At 70.6% G+C, this 17,447-nt stretch carries 14 protein-coding genes, 1 tRNA gene and 1 pseudogene; 6 read left to right on the forward strand and 10 right to left on the reverse strand.

Annotated features, from left to right (window positions below; translation table 11 throughout):
- Window positions 1-138: pseudogene (locus H3H34_RS12200) on the reverse strand (IS5/IS1182 family transposase); the annotation flags it as partial.
- A 234-nt stretch (window positions 139-372) separates the two neighbouring features.
- On the opposite strand from H3H34_RS12200, the gene H3H34_RS12205 reads away from it, so the two are divergent.
- Complete coding sequence (locus H3H34_RS12205) at window positions 373-675, forward strand: hypothetical protein (RefSeq protein WP_194745578.1); 303 nt, start codon at window positions 373-375, stop codon at window positions 673-675.
- Between the two features lie 663 nt (window positions 676-1,338).
- Here H3H34_RS12205 and H3H34_RS12210 read toward each other — a convergent pair.
- Window positions 1,339-1,414 (reverse strand) — tRNA-Phe (locus H3H34_RS12210).
- A 225-nt stretch (window positions 1,415-1,639) separates the two neighbouring features.
- Here H3H34_RS12210 and H3H34_RS12215 point away from each other — a divergent pair.
- Entirely contained in the window at window positions 1,640-4,285 is a 2,646-nt protein-coding gene (locus tag H3H34_RS12215) for a TonB-dependent receptor plug domain-containing protein (protein WP_194745579.1), read from the forward strand.
- A 42-nt stretch (window positions 4,286-4,327) separates the two neighbouring features.
- Here the strand turns inward: H3H34_RS12215 and H3H34_RS12220 are convergent, their stop codons facing one another.
- From H3H34_RS12220 to H3H34_RS12235, 4 genes are read right to left on the reverse strand one after another with little or no spacing between them, the layout of a single operon-like run.
- Window positions 4,328-4,960 carry a Tll0287-like domain-containing protein gene (locus tag H3H34_RS12220; RefSeq protein WP_235945917.1) on the reverse strand — a complete coding sequence of 211 codons (633 nt, stop codon included), beginning with the start codon at window positions 4,958-4,960 and terminating at the stop codon, window positions 4,328-4,330.
- Window positions 4,957-6,222: a TolC family protein gene (locus H3H34_RS12225; RefSeq protein ID WP_194745580.1), complete on the reverse strand. Its 1,266-nt coding sequence runs from the start codon at window positions 6,220-6,222 to the stop codon at window positions 4,957-4,959. Before H3H34_RS12225 ends, H3H34_RS12220 begins: the two co-directional genes overlap by 4 nt.
- 2 nt (window positions 6,223-6,224) lie before the next feature.
- Complete coding sequence (locus H3H34_RS12230) at window positions 6,225-6,428, reverse strand: YgaP family membrane protein (protein WP_194745581.1); 204 nt, start codon at window positions 6,426-6,428, stop codon at window positions 6,225-6,227.
- 12 nt (window positions 6,429-6,440) lie between these two features.
- Window positions 6,441-7,727 carry an NAD(P)/FAD-dependent oxidoreductase gene (locus H3H34_RS12235; RefSeq protein ID WP_194745582.1) on the reverse strand — a complete coding sequence of 429 codons (1,287 nt, stop codon included), beginning with the start codon at window positions 7,725-7,727 and terminating at the stop codon, window positions 6,441-6,443.
- A 116-nt stretch (window positions 7,728-7,843) separates the two neighbouring features.
- On the opposite strand from H3H34_RS12235, the gene H3H34_RS12240 reads away from it, so the two are divergent.
- The 4 genes from H3H34_RS12240 to H3H34_RS12255 are packed head-to-tail and all read left to right on the forward strand — an operon-like array spanning window position 7,844 to window position 12,871.
- Entirely contained in the window at window positions 7,844-8,167 is a 324-nt protein-coding gene (locus H3H34_RS12240) for a rhodanese-like domain-containing protein (RefSeq protein ID WP_194745583.1), read from the forward strand.
- A 2-nt stretch (window positions 8,168-8,169) separates the two neighbouring features.
- Window positions 8,170-9,216: an efflux RND transporter periplasmic adaptor subunit gene (locus H3H34_RS12245; protein WP_194745584.1), complete on the forward strand. Its 1,047-nt coding sequence runs from the start codon at window positions 8,170-8,172 to the stop codon at window positions 9,214-9,216.
- Window positions 9,213-12,506 carry an efflux RND transporter permease subunit gene (locus H3H34_RS12250; protein WP_207790939.1) on the forward strand — a complete coding sequence of 1,098 codons (3,294 nt, stop codon included), beginning with the start codon at window positions 9,213-9,215 and terminating at the stop codon, window positions 12,504-12,506. The genes H3H34_RS12245 and H3H34_RS12250 overlap by 4 nt, the downstream gene beginning before the upstream one ends.
- On the forward strand, window positions 12,503-12,871 hold the full coding sequence (locus tag H3H34_RS12255; protein WP_235945922.1) for an ArsR/SmtB family transcription factor: 369 nt from the start codon (window positions 12,503-12,505) through the stop codon (window positions 12,869-12,871). Before H3H34_RS12250 ends, H3H34_RS12255 begins: the two co-directional genes overlap by 4 nt.
- 116 nt (window positions 12,872-12,987) lie before the next feature.
- Here H3H34_RS12255 and pstB read toward each other — a convergent pair whose 3' ends face one another.
- The 4 genes from pstB to H3H34_RS12275 are packed head-to-tail and all read right to left on the reverse strand — an operon-like array spanning window position 12,988 to window position 17,431.
- Window positions 12,988-13,797 (reverse strand): phosphate ABC transporter ATP-binding protein PstB, encoded by an 810-nt coding sequence (pstB, locus tag H3H34_RS12260; RefSeq protein WP_194745585.1) that lies wholly within the window; start codon window positions 13,795-13,797, stop codon window positions 12,988-12,990.
- A 4-nt stretch (window positions 13,798-13,801) separates the two neighbouring features.
- Window positions 13,802-15,109, reverse strand: coding sequence for a phosphate ABC transporter permease PstA (gene pstA, locus H3H34_RS12265; protein ID WP_194745586.1), 1,308 nt, complete (start codon window positions 15,107-15,109; stop codon window positions 13,802-13,804).
- Entirely contained in the window at window positions 15,106-16,329 is a 1,224-nt protein-coding gene (gene pstC, locus H3H34_RS12270) for a phosphate ABC transporter permease subunit PstC (RefSeq protein ID WP_194745587.1), read from the reverse strand. The genes pstA and pstC overlap by 4 nt, the downstream gene beginning before the upstream one ends.
- Window positions 16,330-16,351: 22 nt before the next feature.
- Entirely contained in the window at window positions 16,352-17,431 is a 1,080-nt protein-coding gene (locus H3H34_RS12275; protein WP_194745588.1) for a substrate-binding domain-containing protein, read from the reverse strand.
- Between the last annotated feature and the right edge of the window lie 16 nt (window positions 17,432-17,447).

The following is a 17,447-nucleotide window of genomic DNA, read 5'->3' on the forward strand; positions in this document are numbered from 1 at the left end:
CCGCGGACGACCGCGCCGACCGGGCCGGGGCATCAGCGGCGCAATCCGCTCCCACGCCTCGTCCGTCAGATCCGACGGATAGCGCCTCGTCTTCCTGACAATCTCGGCCATCCGCCCACGGCTCCGCTGCGTCCACATCCGCAGCTTCAATCACGCGAAAGCGCCGCTGGGAATCCCCCATCACCGATTTTCCAAACAGGCTCTTAGCATCTTGGCACGCGAACCGGAAACGGCAACCATCGTGGCTCGGTCTTTCGCCTGCTGGTCGGCGACGCCCTGATCTGCCGGGGCGACCATCCGCCAGTTGCGAGCTGGGGCGTCGGTTCGTCCCGGCGGGAGGCCGCCCGACGCCTGAACGCCGACCCCAGGGCGTTGGGTGCCGCCGAGCAGCCGCTCGAGAGGAAAGTCAGCGAAATCATCGGTACGATGCCGGTGCTCGTTCTAGCAATCAAGGACCCGCCAGACCCGGAAAGCCTCAGGGGCGACATCGAGCGCAACGCGATCGGCCTTCTCTCGAGTCCGAAGGCTCTGGCCTTGCGTCCGGCGCCGGATGACTGGCTCGGTCGTCACTCCTACCGCGTCGAGGTCCGTTGCTCCGGACTGTGGAACAACCGCCACGTGGGGGAACGGCACGACCCAGCGTTTCTGGAGCGTCTGGAGCAACTGATCGGATAGTCTCGATATTCTGACGGCAACGAGGATGGCAGCCGCGGCCGACCGGCGGCCCATCCACGTCGCCCGGCGTTCGACGCAGCGCGGGGCCCGATTGGCGCCCTTTGCTCTTGCCTCACCTAATGCTGTTGCCTCACTCTTTCGAGCACGGCCGGCGCCGCGGCGCGTCGACTTCGCCCGGAGATCGCAAGGGACGCTGCCACGCAGCCGAAGACATCCCGCGGGCTGTCACGCGGCGGGCACAGCAAAAGAGAAGGCGTCAATGGAATCTGCTCTGATTTCCGTGATCTGGTCCCAGCGGTGAGTGTCGGCCTGACGACAGAACCAATGAAGCCGTCCATCAGCCCGGAAACTGCATGACGCAGAGGCCAAAGTGCTGGCGCGGGCACCTAGCGCCACAGGTTCGAACCGATGTCCACGGAGCGCAGGGTGCCGCTCTTTGACCCAGCCGACCTTCATCATCAACTCTGCCGCTGGCGACCGCCAGTCGGCTCCCGGCCACGGATAGGCTCGCTCCATGGAGCGCCTTGACCGGCCGCCGCCGACAACAGGAAACCGGAGGCTAGTCGAGTTTTCGATCCCCGACCGGCGTATGGGCGGACATAGGGACAGCAGGGCCGGCCGTTTCGAAAAATCCTGATATTTTCGATGTTCGCGAAGAGGAAGTGGTGCCCGGGGGCGGAATCGAACCACCGACACAGCGATTTTCAGTCGCTTGCTCTACCAACTGAGCTACCCAGGCACGCAAACCGGCTATAGGGCGCAGGCGGCAAGCCGGTCAACCGCTGGGCAGGGGGCGGCCGGTCGAGGCCGGAGAGCGCGAGACCATGCCCTGAAAGTGGAGCCCAGCCGTCACCTTTCTGCAACAGGGCCTTCGCAATCGCGCACGCCCGGTGGCGGACGGCTTGGCGCGCATGACAATCCCGGGAATGCTGCTGTGCAGCAACGCGCTTCGAGGGAGACCCGCATGGCCGCGCCCGGACCGCTCCGCCTTCTCCTCCTCGCGTCGGTCGCCGCCGCGCCGGCGCCCGCGCTCGCCCAGCTCGCTGGCGCAGCGGACGCGGGCGAAGACACGATCATCGTGACAGGCACCCGCCGGGCAGACCGCACCGTTCTCGATAGCGCCGTCCCCATCGACGTGGTGACGGGCGACACGCTGGCCCTGAACGGGATCACCGAGACCGCCCGGGCGCTTCGCGACCTCGTACCCAGCTTCAACTTCCCGCAGCCGTCGATCACCGACGGCACCGACGTGATCCGGCCGGCCACGCTGCGCGGGCTCGGGCCCGACCAGACGCTCGTGCTGGTGAACGGCAAGCGCCGGCACCTCGCCGCGCTCCTCAACATCAACGGCTCGGTGGGCCGCGGCTCCCAGGCGGTCGACATCAACATGATCCCCTCGCCCGCGCTCGGCCGGGTCGAGGTGCTGCGCGATGGCGCGGCCGCGCAGTACGGCTCGGACGCGATCGCCGGCGTCATCAACTTCCAGCTCCGCAACGACCGGCAGGGCGCCCGCTTCGCCGCCACCTTCGGGACCCATGTCGGCCGGGTGGCGGGGGTGGAGGAAGTGACGGGTGTCAGGCTGGGCCCCGGGGGCCTGCCCATCGTGACTCCGGACGGCGTGCTCGAGCTCGAGACGACGGGCCGGAACCGCAAGGCGAACGACGGCGACTTCGTCGCGCTCTCGGCCAACTTCGGTCTGCCGCTCGCGGCCGAAGGCTTCATCAACGTGACCGCCGAATATCGCGATCGCCAGCGCACCAACCGGGCCGGCTATGACCCGCGGCGGCAGTACAACGTGGCCACCGTCTACAGCCCGCAGGAGTTCACCTTCAACCGCCTCTCGCACCTCTACGGCGACGCCAAGACCGAGGACGTCGCCTTCGCGGTGAACGCCGGCCTGCCGCTCGACGACAATGTGAGGGCCTATGTGTTCGGCACCTATGGCGAGCGTGACGGGGACTCCGCCGGCTTCTACCGCCGCTCGAACGACAACCGGAACGTGATCGCCATCTACCCCGACGGCTTCCTGCCGCGGATCACGTCGAAGGCGAAGGACTATGCCTTCACCGCCGGGCTCGACGGCAGCTTCGGCGAGATCAACTTCGACGTCTCGCTCGGCTACGGGCGCAACGCGTTCGACTTCCGCATCGTCAACTCGGTCAACGCCTCGCTCGGCGCGGCAAGCCCCACCGAGTTCGACTCAGGAGGCCTTCGCTACAGCCAGCTCCTCTTCAACCTCGACCTTGCCCGCGACTTCGACTGGTTCGCCGGCACGACCCTCGCCGCCGGCCTCGAGTGGCGGCGCGAGACCTACCGGGTGCGGCCGGGCGAGCTCGCGAGCTACCAGGCCGGCCCGGTCCGAGTCGGGCAGAACAACCCGCAGTTCACGGGTGCTGCCGGCAATGCCTTCGCTGCGCCCGGCGCGCAGGTGTTCCCGGGCTTCCAGCCGGTCATCGGCGGCGTGAAGGTGACGGGCGAAAACGCGCGCGAGAACGTCTCGCTCTATGCCGAGCTCGATGCCAACCTGACCAAGGCCTGGTCGCTTCAGGTGGCTGGCCGGTACGAGGACTATTCCGATTTCGGCTCGGACTGGAACTGGAAGCTGGCCACCCGCTGGCAGGCGATCGAATGGTTTGCGCTGAGGGGCGGGGTGTCGACGGGCTTCCGGGCGCCCGGCCTTGCCCAGCAGTTCTTCGCGGCCGCCGCCACCAACAACATCGGCGGCGTGCTCGTCGATGCGGTCACGCTTCCGAACGGCAACCCGGTGGCGCTTGCCCTCGGCTCCACGCCGCTCCGGCCCGAGACCTCCTTCAACTATTCGGCAGGGGGGGTCTTCACGCCCTTCCCGCGCGTGTCGCTGACCGTCGACTGGTACCGGATCGACATCGACGACCGCATCGTGCTTACCGACAACCTCTCAGCGACGCGCGACGCGGGCGGCAACCCCACGGGCGCCAACCCCGGGCGCGGCATCGCCGAGATCCTGAACGCGGCCGGCTTCACCAACATCTCGGCAGCCCGCTACTTCTTCAACGGCATCGACACGCGCACCCAGGGGCTCGACGTGATCGCCAACTGGCGGCCCGACATCGGCGACTTCGGCACGCTCGGGCTCACCATCGGCTACAACCGCAACAAAACGCGGATCACCGGCCGCCAGGACCTCCCCGGAAGCCTGAACCAGGTGCCAGGCATCGTCCTGTTCGGCCGGCTCGAGTCGCTGCGGATCGAGCGCGGCCAGCCGATCGACCGGGTGAACATGACGCTCGACTTCGAGCGGGACTGGTTCGGCTTCACGGCGCGCGCCAACCGCTTCGGCGAGGTGCTCTCGCCCGGCGCAGACGCGTTCAACGACCTGCTCCTCGAGCCGAAATGGATCACCGACATGGAGGCCCGCGTCCGCCCGCTCGACCGGCTCGAGCTGGCCTTTGGCGCGGACAACATCTTCAACGTCTATCCCACCCGCGCGCCGACCGGCCAGGGGCGGGACCCGGTGACCGGCGCCATCCGCAACTATTCGGTCAACAACTACTTCCTGCCCTTCTCGAGCTTCTCGCCCTTCGGGTTCAACGGCCGGTTCATCTATCTCCGCGCCAACCTGAACTTCTGACGGCCCGGCGCCGGGGGCAGGAGGCGAGAGACGCGGGCGGGCTCAGCCCGCCTGCTGCGCGAGCGCCTGCTTCAGCGCAGGCAGCGTCCAGGAGATGGAGAAGGCGCCGCGAAGCTCGCCCTCGCGAAAGCCGGTGGCCCGGTCGGCGGGATAGCGGGCGGCGATCGCCTCGCGGACGTCGGGCGCGATCGCGTCCGGGGCGCCGTGGCAGGCAAGGCAGAGCCCCCCGGTCGGGATGGCGCGCATGTAGCGAAGCCCTTCGGCCGAGACCTGGGTGACCGCCTTCGGCCGACCGGCTGCGTCCAGCGGCGCTTCGGCCCAGGCGGTCATCGTGTCGCGTTCGAAGGCGTCGGGCGCTGCGGCGGGGTTGCGGTTGCGGAGCGCGGTGCGGCGCACGCGCGCCCCGCTCTCGGCCGAAAGCCGCGCCGCGATGGCCGGGGCCTGCTCGGCGCAGACGCCGATCGCGCCCGCCGCGCCGTCGCGGGCGAGCGCGTCGCGGAGCGCCTGCTGCAGCTCGGCCTGGAAGCGGTCGGCAAGCCGGGCGGAAAGCGCGGTCGCGGCGGCTTCCTCCGCGTCGGAGAGGGCCGGCCGGGGCGCGCAGGCGGCAACAAGAAGCAGCGGGGCAGCGGCAGCCACGGCCCAAGCGAGTCCGGCACGGCGCGTCATGCCGCTCATGTCCCCGTCAGCGCCTTGAGACGCCACGCGGCGGCAAGCCGCAGGCCCTCTGCGCGAAGCGCCGCAACCGCCGCATCGAGTGCCTCGCGCTCGGCATCCAGAAGCGCAAGCTGGGGCTTCATGCCGACCTTCGCCTCGAGGCGGATGGACCGCAGCGCTGCCTCCGCCGCCTCGGCCCGGGCGCGCGCCGCCTCGACCATGCGGCCGGCTGCCACGAAGGCGCCGTGGGCGGCCACCGTCTCGGCCTCGAGCGTGCGGCGGGCGTCATCCCGGGCAAGCGCGGCCGCCCGGGCATTCGCCTCGCCCTCGGCCACGCGGCCATGCCGGCTCGCATCGAACAGCACCCAGCGGGCGCGCACGCCAACGACCGCCTGATCTGCCACATAGTCGGGGAAGAACTGGTCGCGCAGGCTCGCGGCTTCGGCAAAGGCGCCAATCTCGGGAAGCCGGCTGGCCCGCGCTGCGCGCGCCTGAGCGGCCGCAGCATCGGCCCGGGCGCTGGCAACGGCAAGCCCGGGGCTCGCGGCACGCGCGGCCACGACGGCGTCGGCCGCCGTTGCCGGCACCTGGGGCGGTGGCGGAAGGGGCGCGAGCTCGCCGGGCGGCGCGCCGGTCAGGGCAACAAGCCGGGCTTCCGCGCCCGCCGCGCGGCCCTCGGCATCGGCAAGGCCAGCCTCGGCCTCGGCCCGCCGGGCGCGGGCCTGCGAGACCTCGGTCGAGGGCACTTCGCCCGCGCGGAACCGCAAGCCGGCCTGGCGCTCGATCTCGCGCATCTCGGCAAGCTGGGCGCGCCGCAGCGCAAGCTCCTGGCGGGCAGCGGCCAGATCGGCGAAGGCGGCGGCCACGTCGGCCGCAAGCAGGGCGCCCGCAAGGTCGCGCCCGGCCTCGGCGGCGGCGAGGCCGGCGCGGGCGGCAGCCCGGGCGGCATCGATCCGGCCGCCGGTGAAGAGCGGTGCCTCGACTGCGAGCTGGACGGCGCGCGGGCTCACGTCGGCGGCTTCGAGGCCGAAGTAGCCCCTGGGGTCGAGCCGGCCGGCACCGACCGAGGCGGCAACGGTCGCCGTCGGCAGCGCGGCGCCGCGCGCCGCCGCAAGGCGCGCGGCCGCGGCGGCCTCTTCGGCCTCGGCGGCCGCGGTGCGGGGGCTGTTCGCCTGGGCTGCGGCGATCGCCGCCTCGAGCGTCAGCGGCTCGGCCGCAGCCGGCGCGACCGCAAGCGGCGCGGCCGCGAGCGCGGCCGCGAGCGGGACCAGGGTGGCGCGCATGCTCAGCGGAAGGCGGTGCCCGCGGTGAGGCCCAGGCGCTTCATGACGAGGGCCGCCGGGCAGAAGCCCGTGAAGGCGGCCTGGATCATGTTGACGCCGGCGAAGGCGGTCAGCAGGAACCACAGCTCGTTCACGAAGTAACCGAGGGCGAGGCTGACAAGCACCACCACGCCCGCAAAGGCGAGAACGGCACGATCAAGGTTCATGGTCAGTCTCCCTTATCCACCGAGGGACTTGAGCTTCTTCACGCCCATCACGTGGAGGGCGAGCTTCTCGTAGAAGGGCTCGCTCTGGCCGCGGCGGACCTTGCCGAGGAAATATTTCTCGAACGCGATCTTGGCGAGATGGACCCACTTGCCGCTGGCCGACCAGTTGGTGTTGCGCGGCGGGATCTGCGGCTGGGCGACGAAAGCGACACCGCCATCGCCGAAGTCGGCGAGGCAGATGGCGTTCCACGTCGCCTCGAACGAGGGCTCGCGGCCGTCGAGCAGGTCGGAGAGGTTGTTGGCGACCGCCGTCACCATGCTCTCGATCATGAAGCCGGTCTTGGGCACGCCGACGGGCACCGGAGTGGGCCCGGTGGGCGGAATGGCGACCGCCACGCCGATGGCGAAGACGTTCCGGAACGTGGGGTTGCGCTGGTGCCGGTCGACCAGGATGAACCCGCGCGGGTTGGTGAGCCCCTCGATCCCGAAGACCGCGGGCACCCCGCGGAAGGGCGGCATCATCATCGCCATGCCGAAGGGAAGGTCGTGGGCCTTCCGGACCTGCCCGTCCTCGCCCACTTCCTCGATGTGCATGACCTCCGGCTCGACCGAGGTGATGCGCGCGCTCGTGATCCACTTGATGTGGCGCTCGCGCATCTCGCTCTCGAGCAGGCCCTTGGTGTCGCCCACGCCGTCGAGGCCGAGGTGGCCGATATAGGGCTCGGAGGTGACGAAGGTGATGGGCACCCGGTCGCGCACGCGGCGGCGCTTAAGCTCGGTGTCGAGCAGCATCACGAACTCGTAGGCCGGCCCGAAGCAGGAGGCCCCCTGCGCTGCGCCGACGATGACGGGCTTCGGGTCGGCGACCAGCCGGTCGAACACGGTCGCTCCCTTCGCGGCATGGTCGGTCTGGCAGATCGAGACAGTGTGGTGCTCGGGCCCGAAGCCGGGGATCTCGTCGAAGGCAAGGTCGGGACCGGTTGCGATGACGAGATAGTCGTAAGCGAGGCTCGTGCCGTCGTTGAGCTCGAGCCGGTTCTCGGCCGGATGCACGCGCCTGGCACCGACGGCCGTGAAGCCGATGCCCCGCTTCTTCATGACCGGCGGCAGGTGCACCCGCAGCGCCTCGGGCTCGCGCCAGCGGACCGCAACCCACGGGTTCGAGGGCACGAACCAGTAGTCCTCGCTGTTCGAGACGACCATCACGTCGGCCCTGCCCTTGACCGCATCGCGGATCTCGTAGGCGGCGATGGTGCCGCCAAGTCCCGCGCCGAGCACGACGATTCGCGGGAGTGCCATGACCTTCCTCCTCCTCGGGCGGCGCGCCGCCCCATGTTTTCGCTTGACGATATATGCGGCGTGCACGATATGCGCAAGCACGAATATTCAGGAAGCCTCACATCAGGAGCCGCCCCATGCGCCCGTCCCGCGACATCGACCCCCGGACGCTTGCCGACCTCCTCGCCCGCGATGCGGCGATCGTGGTCGACGTGCGCGAGCCGCACGAGTTCGCCGCCGGCCACATCCGCGGCGCCATCAACCTTCCGTTGAGCCGGTTCGACCCGGCCGACCTTCCGCCGGCCAACGGCCGCCGCCTCGTGCTCAACTGCGCGGCCGGGGGCCGCTCGGCGAAGGCGCTCGCGGCCTGCGAGGCGGCCCGCGCCGCGGTCGACGGGCATCTCGCCGGCGGCATCGGCGCCTGGAAGGCGGCAGGCCTGCCGCTCGAGGTGGGCGCCTGACCATGGCGCGGGCCCGCGTCCTTGCCCTTGGCGCGCTCCTGGCGCTTGCCGCCTGCGAAGACGCGCCGCCCGAGGCGGCCGAGGCGCCTGCCGCCGCGCCCGCAGGCGAGCGGCTGACGCTCGCGCCCGTGCCGGTGCCGGATGTCGCCGAGGTGCCGGGAACCGTCACCACGCGCGACATGGCCGAGGCGCGCGCCCGGATCCCGGGGGTGCTGGCCGAGCTCCGCGTGAAGGAGGGAGACCGGGTGGCAGCCGGCCAGCGAATCGCAACGGTCGTCGATTCGCGCCTGCCGCAGGAAACGGCGGCGCTGGCGGCGGCGGCAGCCGCTGCGGAAGCGCAGGCCGCGCGGGCGAAGGCCGACCTTGAGCGCGTCCGCTTCCTCCACCGGGAAGGGGTCTACGCCCAGGCGAAGCTCGACGAGGCGCTGGCCGCTGCCCAGGCGGCCGAAGCCCAGGCGCGGGCGGCGCGCGCGCAGGAAGGCGCGGTGGCAGCCGTCGCCGGCCAGGGTGCCGTCATCGCCCCGGCCGCGGGCCGGGTGCTCCGGGCCGACGTGCCGGCCGGCTCGGCGGTCGTGCCCGGCACCGTGATTGCCGTGATCACCGCGGGCGCGCCGGTCGTCCGCCTCGACCTGCCCGAATCGCTTGGTGCCCGCGTGGCACCTGGCGCCCCCGTCTCCGTCTCGGGGCTCGCCGGCCTGCCCGAGGGGGCCTCCGTCGAGGGCCGGGTGGTGATGCGCTACCCGGGGGTCGCCGCCGGCCGGGTCACGGTGGACGCGAGCATCGCGGGGCTCGACCCCGCGCTTGTCGGCCAGCGGGTGACGGCCCGGGTCACGCTCGGCGAGCGGGAGGCGCTCGCCGTTCCGGCCCGGTTCGTGAGCCGCCGCTACGGCCTTGCCTTCGCCACCCTGCTCGCGCCCGACGGCCGCGGCGCGCGCGACGTGCCGGTTGAGGTCAGGCCCATTCCCGGCACCGACCGGCTGGAGGTGCTCTCGGGCCTCAGGGCCGGCGACGTGCTCGTCGCCCCCGCAGCCTCCGGAGCGCGGGCATGAGCGCCGCGCCCCGAATCCCGCCCGGGCTTGCCGGCCGCATCACGGGGGCCACGATCGAGTCCCCGCTCACGCCGCTCATGCTGCTCGCAGGGATCCTCGTCGGCCTCCTCGCCCTGCTCACCATCCCGCGCGAGGAGGAGCCGCAGATCTCCGTGCCCATGGTCGACATCGAGGTGATGGTTCCCGGCATGGCCGCGGTCGATGCCGTGGAGCATGTGGCAAAGCCGCTCGAGGAAATCCTGATGGCAACGCCCGGGGTCGAGCATGTCTACGTGATGGCGCGCGACAATGCCGTCCTGGTCACCGCGCGCTTCCTCGTCGGCTCGCGGCCCGAGGATGCCGCCATCCGAGTCGCCGAGCGGCTCCAGGCCAACGCCGACCGCGCGCCCCCTGGCGTGGAGTGGCCGAAGGTGACGGTGCGCGGCATCGACGACGTGCCGATCGTGGTGCTCACCCTTTCGCCCGAGCCCGGGGTGGCCGACCGCTGGAGCGACCGCGAGCTCCATCGCCTCGCCGAGCGGCTCCAGAGCGAACTCGTGAAGGTGCCGGACGTGGGGCTCAGCTTCCTCGTCGGCGGCCGGCCCGATGCGATCCGCGTGGTGCCCGACCCGGCGCGGATGGCCACGCGCGGCGTCTCCATGGGCATGCTGATGGAAGCGGTCGGGCAGGCGGCGCGCCGGGTGCCGGCAGGGCAGGTGCGCGAGGACGGGCGGGCGGCCCTCGTGGTCGCCGGCCGCGGCATCGACTCGGCGGCCGCGCTCGAGGGGCTGCAGCTCCGCAACCTTGCCGGCGAGCCCGTGCTGCTCGCCGACGTGGCCGACGTGCGCGAAGGCCCGTCGGACACCCAGGCGCGCGCCTGGCGGATGACGCGCGACGGCGAGCGGAACGCGCGCTGGACGCTGGCACCGGCGGTCTCGATTGCGATTGCCAAGCGGCCGGGCGCCAATGCCGTCACCGTCTCGAAGGCGGTAGTCGAACAGGTGAAGGCGCTCGAGGGCAGCCTCATCCCGAAGGGAGTCCGGGCCGAGGTCACGCGCAACTACGGCGAGACCGCGAACGAGAAGGCGAACGAGCTCATCTTCCACCTCGGGCTCGCCACCGTCTCGATCGTGCTGCTCGTCGGCTTCGCCATCGGCTGGCGCGAGGCGGCGGTGACGGCGATCGTCATCCCGACGACCATCCTCCTCACCATGTTCGCCTCGAACCTAATGGGCTACACCATCAACCGGGTGAGCCTGTTCGCGCTCATCTTCTCGATCGGCATCCTCGTCGACGACGCGATCGTCGTCATCGAGAACATCGCCCGCCACTGGGCCATGAACGACGGCCGGTCGAAGGTGGCAGCCGCCATCGACGGCGTGGCCGAGGTGGGCAACCCTACCATCGTCGCCACCCTGACGGTGGTGGCGGCGCTCCTTCCGATGCTGTTCGTCTCGGGCCTCATGGGCCCCTACATGGCGCCCATCCCGGTCAACGCCTCGGCGGCGATGATCTTCTCCTTCTTCGTGGCGGTCGTCATCGCGCCGTGGCTCATGGTCCGCTTCACCCGGCTCGCGTTCTTCGGCGGCGCGCCCGCCCACGAGGACGCCCACGGCGGGCGCCTCGGCGCGCTCTACGAGCGGGTGGCCCGCCCCGTCATCGCGACGCGCGCCTCGGCCCGGCTGTTCCTCCTTGCCGTCGGCGCAGCCACGCTCGTTGCCGGGTCGATGTTCTACTGGAAGGCGGTCACCGTGAAGCTGCTTCCCTTCGACAACAAGTCGGAGCTGCAGCTCGTCCTCGACATGCCGCAGGGCACCAGCCTCGAGGAGACCCAGCGCACCCTCCTCGCGCTGGCCGATGCCACGACCCGGCTGCCCGAGGTGGTCGCCCTCGACATCCATGCCGGGACGGCCGCGCCCTTCAACTTCAACGGCCTGGTGCGCCACTACTTCCTGCGCCGGGCGCCCTCCCAGGGCGACGTGATGGTGGAGCTCGTCCATCGCTCGGAGCGGGATCGTTCGAGCCACGAGGTGGCGGTGGCGCTGCGCCGGATGCTGGCTGAGACCGTGCCGCTCCCGGCCGGAGCCACCCTCAAGGTCGTCGAGACCCCGCCGGGCCCGCCCGTGCTCGCGACGCTCTTGGCCGAGATCTACGGCCCCGACGCCGAGACCCGGCGGCGGACGGCGGACGTGGTCGCCCGGCTGTTCAGGGACGTCGACTTCATCGTCGATGTCCACGACAGCTTCGAGACTCCGCCGCCCGAGCTGCGCCTGCTGCCGGACCGCACCGTCATCGACCACCTCGGCCTCTCCGAGCAGCAGATCCTCGACTCCGCCGGCGCGCTCCTCGGCAGGCGGGTGGTCGGGTTCGCGACGCGCGGCGGCGAGCAGACCCCGCTTCCGGTCGAGGTGGGGCTCGAGCAGCCAGACCGCGCCTGGACCCGCGCGCTTGCGGCCGCTCCGGTCGCGGTTGCGGCAACGCCGTCCGGCCCGCGCCTCGTCGAGCTCGGCGAGGTGGTCCGCGCCGTCGAAGGCAAGGGCAGCCACGTCATCTTCCGCCGCAACGGCCGCGCGGCCGACATGGTGCTGGCCGAACTCGCCGGCCGCGAGGAGGCGCCGATCTACGGCATGCTCGCCGTTCACGAGCGGATCGACGCCTTCGACTGGGAAGGTGCGGGCCTCGAGAAGCCGGTGATCCGCCTCAACGGCCAGCCGGCCGACGCCCGGCAGCCGACGCTCCTCTGGGACGGCGAATGGGAAATCACCTGGGTCACCTTCCGCGACCTCGGCGGGGCGTTCCTCGTCGCCCTTCTTGGCATCTACGTCCTCGTCGTGGCCCAGTTCCGCAATTTCAAGGTGCCGCTGGTCATCCTCACCCCCATTCCGCTGACGCTCGTCGGCATCGTCATCGGCCACATGCTGTTCCGCGCGCCCTTCACCGCCACCTCGATGATCGGCTTCATTGCGCTTGCCGGCATCATCGTGCGGAACTCAATCCTCCTCGTCGACTTCATCAACCACGCCCGCGCGCCCGGACGCCCGTTGCGCGACGTGCTGCTCGAGGCCGGACGGATCCGCTTCAAGCCGATCCTGCTCACCGCGCTTGCCGCCATGATCGGCGCGGCCGTGATCCTCTTCGACCCCATCTTCCAGGGCCTTGCCATCTCGCTCCTGTTCGGGCTGGCATCCTCCACGCTTCTCACGGTGCTCGTCATCCCGGCCATCTACGTGCTGCTGCGCGACGATGGCCTGCCGGCGAGCCCGCCGGAGGCAACGCCCCACGCCCTCGTGCATGCGGAGGCCACCCCATGACGATCATGGACCGACCCGTTCCCCAGCTTGCCCCGCTGGGGCAGCAGGCCGAGGACATTGCCCGGACGCTCCGGATCCTCGCCAACCCCGACCGGCTCAAGATGCTCTGCCGCATCGGCATGGCCGAGGATGCCCACCTCTCCGCGCCGACGGTCAGCGAGCTGGTGGCCCTGACCGGCCTCTCGCAGTCCCGCGTCTCGCAGCATCTTGCACTGCTGCGCGAGGCCGGCGTCGTGGCCCCCCGCCGCGACGGCCAGGCCGTGCGCTACTCGCTCGTCAACCCGCAGGTCAGGGCGGTCATGGAAGCGCTCTGCCACCTGTGCGAGACGGGGATCCCGGCCTTCCACGCGCCTCAGCCGCGCTAGCCGGGCTTCCCGGCCTCGCCCGATCCGGCGCTCCCTGCCCCCTCCCGGCCGCGGCCCAACCGTCGCGCGTTGGGGGCGGCCCTGCCGCCCGGACCCGACGGACGGCCCCGCGCTGCTCAGCCGTAGCGGCCGGTGATGTAGTCGCGCGTGCGCGATTCCTTCGGGTTGGTGAAGATGACCGAAGTGTCATCATACTCGACGAGGTCGCCGAGGTGGAAGAAGGCCGTCTTCTGGCTGACGCGGGCGGCCTGCTGCATGTTGTGGGTGACGATGACGATGGCGTAGCGGCCGCGCAGCTCGTCGATCAGCTCCTCGACCTTCGCGGTCGCGATGGGGTCGAGCGCCGAGCAGGGCTCGTCCATGAGGATGACCTCCGGGTCGACGGCAATCGCGCGGGCGATGCACAGCCGCTGCTGCTGCCCGCCGGAAAGGGCTGTGCCCGAGTCCTGAAGGCGGTCCTTCACCTCCTCCCAGAGCCCCGCGCGCATCAGGCTCGTCGTCACGATCTCGTCCATGTCCTGCGGAGACGCAGCAAGGCCGTGGATCCTCGGGCCGTAGGCGATGTTCTCGTAAATCGACTTGGGGAAGGGGTTGGGCTTCTGGAACACCATGCCGACGCGGGCCCGGAGCTGTACGACGTCCATCTCGGGTGCATAGATGTCCTCGCCCTCGAGCTCGATGCGGCCGGTGACCCTCGCTCCGTCAACCGTGTCGTTCATCCGGTTGAAGCAGCGCAGGAAGGTGGACTTGCCGCAGCCCGACGGGCCGATGAAGGCGGTGACGTTCTCGCGCGTGATGTCGATGGAGACGCCTTTGAGCGCATGCTTCTTGCCGTAGTAGACGTGGACATCGCGCGCGGTCATCAGCGGCGGCGCATCCACCGCTTCCTGCTTGCTCGCAATCCTTGCAAGGGTATCGGTGCTCATGAGCTCACCACTTCCGCTCGTACTTGTTGCGCAGGTAGATCGCGACCGCGTTGATGAGAAGGAGAACCATGAGGAGAACGAGGATCGCTGCCGAGGTCTTCTCGACGAAACCGCGATCGACGTCTTCCGACCAGAGGAAGATCTGGACCGGAAGCGCGGTTGCCGGGTCCGTGATGCGGCGCGGCGCGTCGACGATGAACGCCTTCATGCCGATCATGAGGAGCGGCGCCGTCTCGCCGAGCGCCCGGCCGACCCCGATGATGGTGCCGGTGAGGATGCCGGGCAGCGCCAGGGGCACCACATGCTCGAAGACGGTCTGCAGCCGGCTGGCGCCGATGCCGAGCGCCGCGTCGCGGATCGAGGGCGGCACCGCCTTGATGGCGGCACGCGCGGCGACGACGATGACGGGAAGCGTCATGAGGGCGAGCGTGAGCCCGCCGACGAGCGGCGCCGAGCGCGGCAGGCCCATGGTGTTCAGGAACACGGCCAGGCCCAGGAGGCCGAAGATGATCGACGGCACGGCGGCGAGGTTGTTGATCGAGACCTCGATGAGGTCGGTCCAGCGGTTCCGGGGCGCGAACTCCTCGAGATAGACGGCCGAGAGCACGCCCACCGGGAAGGCGAGCGCGAGGGTGACGGCAATCGTCATGAGCGAACCGACCAGCGCGCCCCAGATGCCGGCGGTCTCGGGCGCCTTGGAATCCGAGGTGACCAGGAAGGTGCGGTTGAAGCCGGTGCGGATCAGGCCTTCCTCCTTCAAGCGGAGGTAGGCCGCGCGCTGGTCCGGGGCGATGGGCGAGAGCTCGGGCGGGATGTCGGGGTCGATCCGGCCCTTGGCATACTGGTCGATGGGGCTTCTGACCGGAACCCAGATCTCGACCGTCTGGCCGAGGAGCGCGGGGTCGGCCATGACCCGCTCGCGCAGCGCCAGCCAGCCCGAGGCGGAGGCCACGCGCGTGGCATCGCTGCCCAGGCTGTCGCGGATCGCCCGGGTGTAGACGGCGACATAGTTGGCGCTCTCGAGCGCCTCCTCCGAGCGGTCGCTGCCAAGCTCGAGGAGCGTGGGGTCGAGCACGGCCTCGATCTTCACCTGGGTCTGGCGGAAGCCGCCGAGACCATTCTGGAGCATGGTGACGAGGAGAAGGCCGAGAAAGCCGACCGCGAAGACCAGCGCGGCAAGGCCGACGGAGCGGAAGATCCGCTCGGAGCGGTAGCGCCGCCTGACCCGCGCCAGCATGGCCGGATCCTTCCAGTCGGTGGGAGGTCGCCGGGCGGCGGGCGCGGCAGGCAGCGGCTCGGCAAGCGTGCTCATTCGTAGGCCTCGCGGTACTTCTTCACGATCCTGAGCGCGTAGATGTTGAGCACGAGCGTGATCAGGAACAGCACGAGACCGAGCGCGAAGGCGGAAAGCGTCTTCGGGCTGTCGAACTCCTGGTCCCCCGTGAGCAGCTGGACGATCTGGACGGTCACGGTGGTCACGGACTTGAAGGGGTTCGCGGTGAGGTTCGCGGCAAGGCCGGCGGCCATCACCACGATCATGGTCTCGCCGATGGCCCGGCTGACAGCCAGCAGGATCCCGCCGACGATCCCGGGGAGCGCCGCCGGGATGACGACGTGGCGGACCGTCTCCGAGGTGGTTGCCCCCAGGGCGAGGCTGCCGTCGCGCATCGCCTGGGGAACCGCGTTGATCGCGTCATCCGCCATCGAGGAGACGAAGGGGATGATCATGATGCCCATGACGAGGCCGGCGGCGAGCGCCGACTGGCCCGAGGCCTCGCTGACGCCGAGTGCCAGGCCGAGGTTGCGGACGGCGGGCGCCACGGTCAGCGCTGCGAAGAAACCGTAGACCACGGTCGGAACGCCCGCGAGCACTTCGAGCACCGGCTTCAGCACCTTGCGCGCGAGCGGAGTGGCATACTGGCTGAGGTAGATCGCCGAGAGCAGACCGAGCGGCACGGCGACCAGCATGGCGATGATGGCGCCGATGAAGATAGTGCCCCAGAAGACGGGAAGCCCGCCGAAGGCCCCGGACGAACCGACCTGGTCGGCGCGGATGGCCATCTGCGGCGACCACTTGGTGCCGAACAGGAACTCGACCGGCGACACGCGGGTGAAGAAGCGCCCGGCCTCGAAGAGGAGACTGAACACGATGCCGACCGTCGTCAGGATGGCGATGAGCGAGGCGGCGAGCAGCAGCACCATGATCGCCCGTTCGACCCAGGTGCGCGCCCGGAACGAGGGCTCGAGGCGCGAGATCGCCCAGGCGCCCCCGCCGAGGCCCGCGACCAGCATCGCAACCGGCCCCACGACCGAGGGCAGGCTGCCGCCGGACGCCTGCCACAGCCCGAGCGCGAGAAGCGCGGGGATGGCAACCGCGAGCGCCACGAACCAGCCATGGAAGACAGGCCGGGAATGGATGTGGAGCCACGGGCGCGGGCCGGCAGGCGTGAAGGCCGCCGCCTTCGCCCGGCCGTAAAAATAGCCCACGAACGCCAGCCCGACGGCGACCGCAAGGAGGAGGGTGGAGCTCAAGGGAGACGCCCAGCGCGCGGGATCAGCCGAGCGTCGAGGGGTCGAGCGGGGTCAGGTTCCGCGCTGCCGCGGCCGCTGCCGCGCGCACCTCATCGGGCGACGGCGTGAGGCCGATGGCTGAGAGCGTGCCCCCCGGACCCCAGGTCGCGTCACTTGCGTAGACCTGGAGAAACTCCTTGAGGCCCGGCTTTTCGCGGGCGCGATCGGCGCGGACGTAGATGAACAGCGGCCGCGCCCCAGGATAGGCGCCCGACGCAATCGCCTCGTAGGTGGGCTCGACCCCCTCGATGCTGACGGCCTTGATTTTGTCGCGGTTCTGGTCGAGGTAGTCAAAGCCGAAGATCCCGATGACCTTGGGGTTCGAGGTCAGTCGCTGGACGACGAGGTTGTAGGCGCCCTGCTCGACGAAGGCGCCGTCCTCGCGGATCTTCGTGCACACCACCTTGTGCCGGTCAGGGTCGGATGCCTTCAGCTCCTTCATCGCGGGCTCCGAATCGCAGCCGACTTCCATGAACATCTCGTTGAAGCTGTCGCGCGTCCCCGAGGTGGGCGGTGGGCCGATCACCTCGATGGAATCGGCCGGAAGGCTCGGGTTGACGTCGCGCCAGAGCTTGGCGGTCTGCGGCTTGCCGAAGGGCTCGGCCGCGAGCGCGAGGTAGACCTCCCGCTTGGTCAGCGGAAAGTCGGGCCCGCTGCGCGCGCGGGCAAGGACTAGGCCGTCGTTGCCGATCTGGATCTCGACGATGTCGCCGACCCCGTTTGCCCTGCACTGCTCGAACTCGCTCGCCTTCATGCGCCGCGAGGCGTTGGTGATGTCGGGTGCGTCGGCGCCCTTGTTGTCGCAGAAGAGCTTGATTCCGCCGCCGGTGCCGGTTGCCTCGACGATCGGCGCCTTGAACCTCGGGAACCGCTGCGCGAACTGCTCGGCCACCGCCGTCGTGAAGGGGTAGACGGTCGCCGAGCCGACAATCCGGATCTGGTCCGACCCGCGCCCTCCGGCTGCCCCCGTCGCCGCGTCGCCTTCAGCCTTCCTGCCGTCCCCGCACGCAGACACCAGCGCGAGTGCCGCAAGCGCCACTCCGAGCCGCCTGGACTTCACCATCCCCCGACCTCCTGTC

This window comes from Thermaurantiacus tibetensis, assembly GCF_015354055.1.
GTDB lineage: Bacteria > Pseudomonadota > Alphaproteobacteria > Sphingomonadales > Sphingomonadaceae > Thermaurantiacus > Thermaurantiacus tibetensis.

Excerpts from the sequence above, each read along its gene's own strand:
- H3H34_RS12215 (WP_194745579.1), top strand. The coding sequence starts at position 1,640 with ATGGCCGCGCCCGGACCGCTCCGCCTTCTCCTCCTCGCGTCGGTCGCC.
- H3H34_RS12220 (WP_235945917.1), bottom strand. The coding sequence starts at position 4,960 with ATGAGCGGCATGACGCGCCGTGCCGGACTCGCTTGGGCCGTGGCTGCC.
- H3H34_RS12225 (WP_194745580.1), bottom strand. The coding sequence starts at position 6,222 with ATGCGCGCCACCCTGGTCCCGCTCGCGGCCGCGCTCGCGGCCGCGCCG.
- H3H34_RS12230 (WP_194745581.1), bottom strand. The coding sequence starts at position 6,428 with ATGAACCTTGATCGTGCCGTTCTCGCCTTTGCGGGCGTGGTGGTGCTT.
- H3H34_RS12235 (WP_194745582.1), bottom strand. The coding sequence starts at position 7,727 with ATGGCACTCCCGCGAATCGTCGTGCTCGGCGCGGGACTTGGCGGCACC.
- H3H34_RS12240 (WP_194745583.1), top strand. The coding sequence starts at position 7,844 with ATGCGCCCGTCCCGCGACATCGACCCCCGGACGCTTGCCGACCTCCTC.
- H3H34_RS12245 (WP_194745584.1), top strand. The coding sequence starts at position 8,170 with ATGGCGCGGGCCCGCGTCCTTGCCCTTGGCGCGCTCCTGGCGCTTGCC.
- H3H34_RS12250 (WP_207790939.1), top strand. The coding sequence starts at position 9,213 with ATGAGCGCCGCGCCCCGAATCCCGCCCGGGCTTGCCGGCCGCATCACG.
- H3H34_RS12255 (WP_235945922.1), top strand. The coding sequence starts at position 12,503 with ATGACGATCATGGACCGACCCGTTCCCCAGCTTGCCCCGCTGGGGCAG.
- pstB (WP_194745585.1), bottom strand. The coding sequence starts at position 13,797 with ATGAGCACCGATACCCTTGCAAGGATTGCGAGCAAGCAGGAAGCGGTG.
- pstA (WP_194745586.1), bottom strand. The coding sequence starts at position 15,109 with ATGAGCACGCTTGCCGAGCCGCTGCCTGCCGCGCCCGCCGCCCGGCGA.
- H3H34_RS12275 (WP_194745588.1), bottom strand. The coding sequence starts at position 17,431 with ATGGTGAAGTCCAGGCGGCTCGGAGTGGCGCTTGCGGCACTCGCGCTG.